This window comes from Pseudomonas sp. GW821-FHT05D12 (assembly GCF_059419825.1).
The window spans coordinates 250,989-261,534 of sequence record NZ_JBWKSN010000002.1; the positions used below are offsets into that span (position 1 = coordinate 250,989).

The 10,546-nt window shown below is 60.7% G+C and carries 9 protein-coding genes; all 9 read right to left on the bottom strand.

Annotated features, from left to right (window positions below):
* Positions 1 to 10: 10 nt before the first annotated feature.
* Positions 11 to 547, bottom strand: a complete 537-nt coding sequence (locus AC07SI_RS04265; RefSeq protein ID WP_495005196.1) for a hypothetical protein — start codon at positions 545 to 547, stop codon at positions 11 to 13.
* Positions 544 to 1,293, bottom strand: coding sequence for a DUF2092 domain-containing protein (locus AC07SI_RS04270; RefSeq protein WP_495005197.1), 750 nt, complete (start codon positions 1,291 to 1,293; stop codon positions 544 to 546). Before AC07SI_RS04270 ends, AC07SI_RS04265 begins: the two co-directional genes overlap by 4 nt.
* 74 nt (positions 1,294 to 1,367) lie before the next feature.
* On the bottom strand, positions 1,368 to 1,559 hold the full coding sequence (locus tag AC07SI_RS04275; protein ID WP_495005198.1) for a hypothetical protein: 192 nt from the start codon (positions 1,557 to 1,559) through the stop codon (positions 1,368 to 1,370).
* A complete protein-coding gene (locus AC07SI_RS04280) occupies positions 1,556 to 2,461 on the bottom strand; it encodes a transporter (protein WP_282396822.1) in 906 nt (301 codons plus the stop codon). The genes AC07SI_RS04275 and AC07SI_RS04280 overlap by 4 nt, the downstream gene beginning before the upstream one ends.
* Positions 2,462 to 2,535: 74 nt before the next feature.
* The gene (locus AC07SI_RS04285; protein ID WP_495005199.1) at positions 2,536 to 3,936 is read right to left on the bottom strand and encodes a DUF1254 domain-containing protein; all 1,401 of its coding nucleotides are present in this window, start codon (positions 3,934 to 3,936) and stop codon (positions 2,536 to 2,538) included.
* A 13-nt stretch (positions 3,937 to 3,949) separates the two neighbouring features.
* A complete protein-coding gene (locus AC07SI_RS04290) occupies positions 3,950 to 5,407 on the bottom strand; it encodes a DUF1254 domain-containing protein (RefSeq protein WP_495005200.1) in 1,458 nt (485 codons plus the stop codon).
* Positions 5,408 to 5,416: 9 nt separating this feature from the next.
* A complete protein-coding gene (locus AC07SI_RS04295) occupies positions 5,417 to 6,208 on the bottom strand; it encodes a hypothetical protein (protein ID WP_495005201.1) in 792 nt (263 codons plus the stop codon).
* A gap of 202 nt (positions 6,209 to 6,410) precedes the next feature.
* Entirely contained in the window at positions 6,411 to 6,773 is a 363-nt protein-coding gene (locus AC07SI_RS04300) for a response regulator (RefSeq protein ID WP_495005202.1), read from the bottom strand.
* Between the two features lie 192 nt (positions 6,774 to 6,965).
* Positions 6,966 to 10,499: an Mcf1 protease effector domain-containing protein gene (locus AC07SI_RS04305; protein WP_495005203.1), complete on the bottom strand. Its 3,534-nt coding sequence runs from the start codon at positions 10,497 to 10,499 to the stop codon at positions 6,966 to 6,968.
* Between the last annotated feature and the right edge of the window lie 47 nt (positions 10,500 to 10,546).

A 10,546-nucleotide genomic window follows, 5' to 3' on the forward strand; every position in this document is an offset into this window, starting at 1 on the left:
AAACGGTGGGTCACCAGGGAGCGGCGACCACGATGTATTGCACGGAACTGCCGACGTATCGCGGCTGGTACCAGGTTGGCCCGCAATGCTGGTAGGCCACGCCGTTGGCGACCACCGAAACGCAATCCGGCGGCACGCTGCTGACCTGGGTGCCGATCGCCAGGATGGTCGCGGTGGTGGCGCCGACCACGGCTGCAGCCGCCCAGGGGTGATACCAGTCATCCGGGTGCGGCGGTGGTGGCGGTGGTGGCGGTGGCGGAGGGGGCGGCATCGGATAGGGATGCGGTCCAGGTCCAGGCCCAGGCCCCGGATGAGGTTGCGGCCCTGGATTCGGATGGGGTTGCGGGTGCGGCGCCGGATGCGGCGGCATCGGCCGTGGCGCCGGCATCGGATGCGGTGGCGGCGGCCGGTAGCCACCGCCGCCGGGATGCGGCACCACAAATGTGCGAGCGCCACCGCCACCGCGCAATTGCCAGGCCTGGGCCACCAGCGGGTCGAACAGCGTCAACACCAGGCTGGCCGTGAGTACCGCCGCCGTGGTCTTCATGGCTGTTCTCCCTGCGGCTCCAACTGTTGCAGCGGGACGGCACGCGCACCCGCCGGCGCGATGAATTCAAAATCCCTGGCCGCCAGCGCAGGGCTGAGCTGCCATTGATAGTCGACGCTGTGGCGCGGCTGTTCGGCGCTGTCGCGGCGGCTGATCACCAGGCGACACGGCAGCGGTTGCGGGCCCTGGCGCACCCACAGTTGCCAGTCGATATCCGGCTGGCGAAAGGCATAGTGGTCACAGGCCTTGCCGTCCAGGCTGTCCTGCCCGATTAGCAGTGCGCTACGCAGGCCCACGGCCTTGGCGGTGCCGGGGTTCCAGCGAAACAGGTCGGCCAGCGGCAACTCGATGCCGTAGCGCTCGCTCAACTGGTCGAGCAAACCGCTGATGTCTGCCGGGGCGTCCTGGCTGGCGAAGTAACCGCTGCGGCTATCGAACAGGGTAAAACGCCGGCCGTTGTAGAACAGGCTGCGGCGCTTGCCGTCGCTCTCGACCGTCACCTGCAGCTTGTCCGGCCGCTTGGCGAGCAGGCGGGTGTGATGGCGAAACTCGATGACCTGGCCATTTTCCAGCACCTGGTCAGTACGGCTGTCAGCCTCGATGCGAAATTGCTGCAGGCTGCGCAAGTAGCCGCCCATCTGCTCCAGGGCGCTGAGGGCCTTGGGCTCCAGCTCGTCGGCCGAGGTGCCATTGGCGGCCAGCAGCAAGCTGATCAAGACCATGCGTGTGCGATGAAAACGGGACATGGCGCACCTCGTTCAAAGCATGAAAGTGGGAATTACCGGGATGAACGACACGCGGAAATTCCAGCGACTGCTGATCAGGTCGCCCCCTTGCAATTCACCGGGGCGCTGACGTCGCTCACCGGCAGGCGGTTGATCAGGTTCCAATCGACACCCAGCGAAATCGGGACAGCCGGCATGGAGCTGCCGAAGTCGGGCAGGTTGGCGGCCGACAGGTTGAAACTGCCGAGCAGGCCGACCCACAGTGAGGCGTCGCGTAACGTTCTCACCAGACGTACTGCAGGCGGAAGGTCCAGGTGTTCACGTCCGGCGAGCCACGGCGCTCGGACACGGTGTCGGAGTAGGCCAGCAAGCCGCCAAACTGTGGCGAGAGCATGAAGCCCAGGCTGGCACCGAGCAGGGCGTTTTCCTGTTTGTTGTCCTGCCAGTCGCCGTCGATACGGCTTTCACCGCCCCGGCTGTAGGTGGCGTCCAGCGAGGCCCATAACGCACGGTTGAAGGTGTAGCTGTAATGGCCTTCGATGGCGTACAGCGGCTTTTGCTCGAGCTTGCTGTCGCCGTGGTAATCCTTGTTATCGCCAAACAGCGAGACCCAGGTGTTGATTTCCAGCCAGGTCGGGCCGATGGGGGTGCCGAAGCCGAGTTCCGGCTTGAATACCCAGCGGTTGGAACCGATGTTGATGATGCGGTCTTTGTCGTAGTCTCCGGTGGGCGCGGTGATCCACAGCGCGCCGGTCAGGAAGGTCTCGGGTTTCCAGCTGGCAAACTCTTCGGCGGTCAGCGCCGGGCCACCGAAGATGTTGTGCGCAAACACGATCTGGGCGTCGCCCATGCCGCCGTTGTGCTTGGTACCGTCGAAGAAGCGCGCATTGTCGAACGACGCCGAGACATCCGCGTACGGCTGGATGAATTGAATTGCGCTGTTGCGCCCGTCAATGCCGAATGAGCGCGCGTAGCGGAACAGGTAGAGGTCGGCATTCAACGACAGGCCGGTGATCGGCAGCGTGGTGTCGATGGGGGTGTTGGTGTCGACTCGGTTGTAATAGCCGAACACCATGTTCAAGTCGGTGGGCGTGTTCTGCCAGTCCCTGGCGTTGTCGGCAAATCCCATGCCTGGCACCAGGGCCAATGTCGATGCACAGAACGCACTCAGTCGGGCACGTGAAATCATAGCGCTACTCCTTGTCGGCCTGATATCTGGGGCTACATGCCCGGTCTACCCCTGTTGCGACCGGGCAGGCAGTGTTACTTCAACGGGGTCAAGGGCGGCAGTTTCCATTGACCATTACCCACCTCAGGCTTGGGCAGGTAAATCCGCAGTACCGCGTAAAACGGACCGGGTGGGGCGGGCAGCCAGTTGCTCTGCTCGGCCTTCGGTGGTTCGTGATGCTGCAGCGCCAGGGTCAGGCCGCCATCGGCGTCCAGCTTGAGGTTGGGCAGCATGCGCGAATTGATCAGGTAGCGTTTCTTGTGGTTGGGCACCAGCAGCTTGGTCTTGCCGTCGTACATGGTCAGCGACCAGAACGCGTCGGCCGGTGGCAGCTGGTCCTTGGCGAAATGCACGGTGTAGCTGTGGCGTGCGCCGTTGGCCGGCTTGCCTTCGCTGTCGACGTAGTAACCCAGGTAGGCGGCCTCATCGGTGGAATTGCCGAAAATCCCCATGTCCGCACCGGCGTAGCGGTACAGGTAGTTGTTCTGCAGGTGATCGCGGCTGCCGAACAGGTCACCGCTGCTGACCTGGTGGGTGTCGACCTTGTCTTTCTTGAAGGCGGCGAATTCGGCGCGGGCGTCGGCAATCCCTTCTTCCAGGGACTTGCGCTGTTCAGCCGTCAGGTCCTTGACCTTGAACGGCGCGCCGGGGGCGATACCGATCTTGGCAAAGCGCGCCAGCAGGTCTTTTTCACTGTCCTGGGGTGCGGCGAAGGCCAGCATGAAGTTCAGGTAGCGAAACAGCTGCGGGCCTTCGGTCATGGTCGCCATGGGCTTGGGCCATTCGATCTTCGGTGCCTTGGCCGGCGCCGCTTGCTTCACGTAGCTGCTCAGCGGCTGCACCTTGTAGCCATTCTGGATCTGCTTGACCTTGTTCAGGTCCTTCTCGTCAAACAGTTGCGTGCGGTACAGGGCATAGGCGATGTTGCTTTCGCTGTAGACCACGCGGTCGATGTCGACCGGCTGCTGACCTTTCCAGTCCGGGCCGGCGATCATGTAGTGGCCGCCGTTATTGCCGGTGCTGCGCGTGCCCAGGTAGGCGAAGTTCTGCGTGTAGAGGTCGATCAGCTGCACCGAGTAGTAACGGTTGTCTTCGATCTTGGGCAGGGTCAGCACTTGTGGCTCGCTGCGCAGGTCCAGCCAGACGAAAGAGTAGGGCGTGTCCGAGTTCGGGGTGACGAAAGCGCTGTCCTTGGGCGTGAAGACCTGGGCGGTGTTGCCGATGTGGTTGAACGGTGCCTTGAAGTTGGCACCGCCCTTGTCGACGGCTTGGGTGTAGAGCGTCTTGTACATTTCCACCACCGGGTAGCCATACAAGTAGGCTTCCTTGGCAATGGCCCGGGCTTCGCTGGGCGTTGCGGTGAAATCGGCCCAGGCGCCGGTACTCATGAGTATCGAGAGGCTCGCCAACAGCAGGCGCGTCGGTTTTCTGATCATGTTGTTGCGTCTCTTAGGGAACTGGGGTGATGTCGTCGAGTTTCCAGCTTTTATCGAAGTAGGCCTCGGTCGGCGCGTACAGTCGGAAATAGCTGAACCAATGTTTGCCGGGGAGAGTTTGCACCCAGTTGCTCTCGAAGTCTTTTGGCGCGTGCGGTCCGAAGTAAAGATCGATCGATCCATCGGGGTTTTTCTTTAAATCCTGGCGTGAGGACAGGTCGGCCTTGCGTTGTGGGTTGTCGATCAGGCAGCGGCTGTCGATGTCGTAGACAGTCAGTGACCAGAATTGCCTGGCGGGTGGATTGGCGCCCACATGCAGCGTGTAGTGTTTGCCGCCGTCGAGCCATTGGCCGTCTTTATCGGTGTAGGCGCCGAGGTAGGTCTGGCCCAGGCCCGGGGTCTTGGACACCATGCCCTTGGTGTTGGTGACCGCCTCGTAGAACCAGGCGCTGCGTTCCCACAGCTGGTCGTAGTAGCCAAGGCGCTGGGAGGGTTCGGCGATGTTGAGCACTGTGTCCCACTGCCGGTCTTTCCAGTACTGGGAGCCCGGGAAGCGCTTGGCGAAGGCATTCGCCTTGGCGATCAGCTCGCCCATCTGCGCGCCTTGCTCCAGGGCCTGGCGCTGGCGATCGTTGGGGTTGAACGGTTTGTCCTTTTCGATACCGAGGCTGGCGAGCATGGCCATGTAGAAGCGATCACGTTCATTGACCGGCTCTTTCTGGATGATCCCGTGCAGCCGCTGCCAGTACGCCATGCCGCGTGGCTGGGTGCCGGACCAGGCTTTGCCGCCGGGCGAGAGCAAGCGGGTCGGGGCGGGCTTGCTCCGTTGGGCATAGGGGTACATCTTGAATTGGTCGACCAGGGCCTTGCCTTTGGCCGGGTCCGGGTCCAGCACGCGAAAACCGACGAGCACGTTCATGGTTTCCGACTTGGCCACGTAATACCGGCCCGCATCCGCCGGCGGCTGCTGGCCTGGTGGAATCACCAGGTATTTGCCGCCCTTGCCTTGATCCGGACCGGTCTGGCCCATGTCGATAATGGCGCGCTGCCAGAAGTCGCCAATCCCGCCGGCCGTGGGCCCGGGAGGTAACTCGATCACCAGCGGGCCGGTTTCGTTGAGGTCGACGAAACCGAGGATATACGGGGTGGTGGCGTTGGCCGTGATGACCCCGAGTTTGTCTTCATAACTGTTAAGGACCATCAGGTCGCCACTGCGGGCGCCCAGCTTGCTGCTGAATTCTTCCTGCCACTGGGCGTAGGACACCAGCGGCAATGCCCAGAGAAAACTCTGCGTGGCTTGTTGGAAGTCCAGCTCGCCAAACACCTTGGCGATATCACTGCGCGCCGGCAGTTCGCCCTCCATGTTGATCGGGCCGATGCGCGTGTCCAGCGTCTGCGCCTGCACACCCACACTGCAACCGGCCGACAGGGCCAGCAGGCTGAAACCGGCATTGCGAAGCAGAGCGTTCATTGCGTCACCTTACTTTCCAAACGTCACGTTGATCCCGGCAAACAGGGTGAACTGCGGCAAGCCATCGCCTTTGCGGGCTACGGTCCACTGCGGCTCGATAAAAGCGTTGAAGATGTTGCTGCCGGCTTTCCAGGCCTTGCCCGCACCCAGGCCGATGGGGATGTAGTGGGTGTCGTTTTTCAGGTCGAAGGTCCAGGTGCCGGTGGAGCGCAGGTACCAGCCCTTGGGGAGGTTATGGATGATGAAGGGCTGGAACGTGGCGCTTTCCACGTGGGGGCGATCATGGTCGCCGGCGAATGAACTCTGGTACTGCACCAACGCACCGAGCAGGCCGCGTGGCGAGGAGTCGATGGCGATGGCCGCCAGGCCCGCCTGCCACTTGCCGGTGCCCAGCTCATCATGCTCGGCGGTGGGTGCGGTGATCTGCGGGCCGATGCCCAGCTGCACGCCGTCGGTCTTGAGCAGGAAAATATCGAACAGGTTGAGGTCGCCGATGCCGGTGCTGTAGCCACTGTGCGGATCCGGGCGGGTGCTGATCGGCAGCGTGGCACGCAACAGCTGCGGCACGCCGATGAAGTCCGACGGTGCAATCGGCAATGTACCGCGCAGCAACAGGTCATTGGTGTGCGCGTTACTGTCATACAACCTGGGCGTGTAGTAGTCCTGCAAGTTGGCGCCCGGTGCCAGATTGAGCGGGTTGTTACTCTTGTTGGCGGTATCGGCGTTATCGGCGTGTGCAGAAAACGTCGGCATGGTGAACGCTGCCAGCATCAATGCCGGAACAAACGGTGATCTGGACATGACAATTCCCCAATTCCATGGCGACTTGCCCGACTACATCTACGTGCTCGGGCTGCCCTGCGTCATAAACGCTGTAGGACCTGTCGATTGAAATTAGCAGCTATATCCAGACGCGCTAGCAACCCGAATGAATTAGTTGTTTAGAAAGGGGAAGAGCAGTGGCCTACCGCTCCAAAGAGCGATAGGCGGCAACGGGGAAATGTCAGGCTGCCAGTATGGCTTTGACTTTGTCGCGCAGTTGATCGATGGAAAACGGCTTGCCAATCACGTGCATGCCCGCGGGCACATCGATGCTCTCGGCATAGCCGCTGGCAAACAGGATCGGCAGGTCAGGACGCAGTTCACGCACTTTGGTCGCCAGTTGCTTGCCATCCATGTCCGGCAGGCCGACATCGGTCATCATCAGGTTGATGACATTGTTGGAGTCTTCCACCACTTTCAGGGCCTCTTCGGCGTCGGCGGCCTCAAGCACCTGGAACTCCAACTCTTCAAGCACATCGACGATCAACATGCGCACGATGGCATCGTCTTCGACGACAAGGATGGTGGGGGCGGTGGCGGACATAATGAGGGTTCCCGAAAAGTGAGGTGCAGGTCGTGCTCAGTGCAAAGACCATCTTCTAATGAGTGGCTTCGATCCTGGCAAGTTCCCGCAGCAGGTCTTCATTGTGAAGGCAATGGACAAGAATGTCCCGCTCGGGAGAGGACCCTGCGCCTCACGCGGTCGAGTGAGGCGAGGGTATTCACGTGCCAGGCATTATAGCGGCGTCATCAACTGCGCAACGGCCGCACCGTCAACCTTGTCGGCAGCCAGATCGCGCGCTTGGAATTCGCTGACGTTGTAGGTCAGCGTGCCGTGTTTTTTGCCATAGGGCCTGCGCGTCACCGCAGTCAGCCCGCTGCTTAACGCTTTATCCAGGCCTTCCTGCATCGATTGCAATGTTTGGAATTTCACCAGCCCTGCGTCCGGGTCATAAAAAAACCATTCTGTTTCTCCGTTCTTGACCTTGATACCGGCTAACAGCCCATGATCTTTCTCACCGATCCTCAGGGTTTTCGAGGTGGGGGAGTTGGTCAGGTCTTCGATGATTTGCGCGGCCGTGCATTTTGTGACGGTTTGGTCCAGGTGAAAGCTTTTTTTGTCGCCGACCACGTCTTGAAAGGTTCTCAGGGTCTTGATGAAGGTTTGCGCTTCGGGGGTCAAGGGCGCGTCGGCGGCGCGGTACAGGTTGGTGAGGAACACGTCTTCTTTGCCATGCTCGATCGCCAGCGCCATCGTATTTGCCATTGCCGCGCACTCGCCGCGGGAGGCGGGGTCGACATGCGCGTGGTAGTGGGTCTGTGACGCAGGGAATAACCGCACACCGGGTGCATCGACGTCACAGTTCAGAAGATGTGAGGCGTATTGTGCATTCTCTATGGCCTTCGACTTGATTTCCTTGGCAAGCATGCCAATTTCTTCCGCAGTCCGGCCGGGCTTGGAAATCAGTTCGATGAGCCCTTGCGCGCTGATATCTGGGTAATAATCGCGAAGACGGGTCACATCGCCACTTTCAAAGCCGCGATTGAAATCAGCGCGATTATGCGGCCACTGCGCACGCTCGAGGTTGTTCTTGAACCCTTCGTGATGAGGCCCGATCGGTGCTCCAGCGTCGATAGGGCCTGGCCTGCCATTCAGAGGGGTGAAGTGCTGCAAGGGCGCGCCAAATGCCTCCTGCTTGAGCGGATTGTAGGCGTACCAGTTGCCATTGCGATGGACAGCGACCCCGTCGACGGAACCCTCGGCGACTTTATACGACCCCAGGGCTGCCGCCCCGTATTCCTTGTTGGCCGCCTTCAGCAGGTCATAGCTCCCCGATGCGCCCCGAACCTTGTTGATCAGCCATTGGCCTGAATGGCTGAACATTCTGGCGCCCTGGGTCGCCAATGCGGCTGTACCGATGGCCAGGCCCTTGGCGCCGCTCAAAGGGTTGAGTGCGCTGATCAGGGCGCCGCCGATGATGCGTCCCGCGTGCGCAGCCTTCACCGCAGTGGAGGCGCCCGTCGAGGCTACCTTGGCGACTTTTGCGCCGGCTCCGTAGCCCGCGGTCAAGAGACCGAACGCATCCAGGCCAAGGTCGATAAGGCCCGCCTCGTAGTCACCCTGGCGAAAATTGACAATGGCCGACCTCAAGGGAATCAAGTTGAGGAAAAACTCCTTGACGCGCTCATCCCCGGCTTTCTGCTGATCCAGTGTCGTGGTTCCAAAGGCTTGCGTGCGTTGATCATGGCCACCGATATCCAGGTGTTTAAAAAAAGCGTCGGCGAGGTAGTGTGTGCGTGCGGAAGTAAAGCTCAAAGGGACTGGCGCCGAATCCACCGGTGTTCTTTCAGGCGCTTGGCGGTCATGGTCATCCGGTATGAATTTTTCTATGCGGGTCTGGATATTGCTGTTGCGTTGATCGCCCCGGGTAATGGCGGCTTCCGAGCGCTTGATGATGCGGCTGTTTAAAATGTCCACTTCATACACGCACACCTGCGGTTCTCCATCCACCATTCGCTGCGTTCTTATCAGCAACTCATTGCGTCTGGAGCGAAAGACGGGCGGGTTTATAAACCCTGTATCAATGACATATTGGTTTTTTTGGTAAAGATCAATTTTACCCAGTTCGAGGTTTTTTCGATCTTCCAGGGGCAGTTCAGAGATCAAGTGCCTTATTTGGGTCTTGACGCCTTTTTCCAGGGAGTCGACAGCGGTTTCGTACTGGCCGAGAAACTCGCCGTTGACATTAAGCCTGGGCCGCTCGTTGATCGCGTCGATGGGGATTCGGCTATCGTCGGTTTTCCAGCGGACATTGATCCCCATCATCGCCATGTCGAGCATCGAATGCTTGCCATCCAACTGCTTGGATTTGTCATCCGAAACCGTCGTGAGACATTTCTCCTCGAACGGTAGACCTTCGCCAAACTGTTGCTTGAGCTTCTCCAGGGCAATCGCTTTGCGACTTGGAATGCTGGCCCCGAGTAATTCAGAGGCCGTGGTTCTTTCGTTGATTTGCTGATTGAACGCGGTCCTGACGGTTTCCACTTCCTGCGGAGTGTAGAGCGCGTCCTCTTTCCTGGCGACAAGGCCATTGATCACGCCCCAATCCAGCAGCAAGGCCTGGGTGATATGGTCCGGGGGATCATTCAGCGCTTGTGCCGCGCTCATGACATGGCCGTAGCTCATCTGTGACGCCGTTCCCGGCGCAATCGCTTCGATCTTGGCCACCGCCCGACAAAAATTGACCCAGGCCTGGCTGCCATTGACCACGCTGCCGGGAATATCCTGGACCAGCAACTGCGGCGCCACGCGTGCCAGCAACACGTGGGTGGCGAGTTTGGCTTCGGCCTGCGTGACCCGGCCGGCAGTCGCCAGATGGCGACTCAGCCCATCGACGACAGTGGCCGCGGGCATGCCCCAATACGCTTCCTGACCCAGATCAAAGCCGGCGACCGACTGCCGGCGGGGTTGCTCGACGGACTCACGATCCAGGCCAATGTTAATGGCGGCCATCACGTAATCGCCGAGGCTGGTGGGCGTGGCAATGCCATTCAGGCCGTCCTGCACGGCTTGGCCTAGCGCCTGGGCCTTGGGTGACTTGAGCAGGGTTTGCAGGGCCTGACCCGGTTCCTGCAATTGGGCCTCCGACAACGAGGCGGCTTTTATCAGCGCACCCAATGCGCCTCGGGCCAATTGCGCCTGGGTGTCGGAGGAGGGGGTCTGGTTATCACTGCGCAGGATGCTGGAATCGACAATGACCCGGACCTTGCGTTGCTCCTCCTGCGTCAGGGGATGGGGCCAGGACAGCGCTCCGCCGAGATTGCCCTCTGGCTGTTGCAGGGCGTGAGCGTGAGCGGCTTCGGCCAGGTGAGCCAGGTCGGATCGGGTCTGAGGGATGGGCAAGTCATGATGCTTGATAAACATTTCGAGGCTGACAGAGGGCGCGCCGCCCAAGGCGTTGAACCGATGATCGTCGGAGCGCGCATCAATCGCGACCTGAGTGTTTTTCAAATGGGCCAGCACGGCGGACGGCGCCGCGTCCTCGGCCAGGCTTTTTGCCGCGCGGGTCAGCTGTTGTGCCAGGTTCTTCCAATTGTGTGCATTTGCTTGCGCACGCGCCTGGGATGAATCCGATGGGGGCGCACCTGGCGTGTTCGCCGGGGGGGTGTCGTTTACGTCGGCAGCAGTGTGGGTAGATTGCGCTGACGTTGCAGGATGGGCGTGCTCTGTGACTCGGGGCTGTAGTTGCGAAACGGACGAAGACATCATCGTTATCACCTTTGCAGATTAGGATAATCGCCTACAAAAAAGCCTCA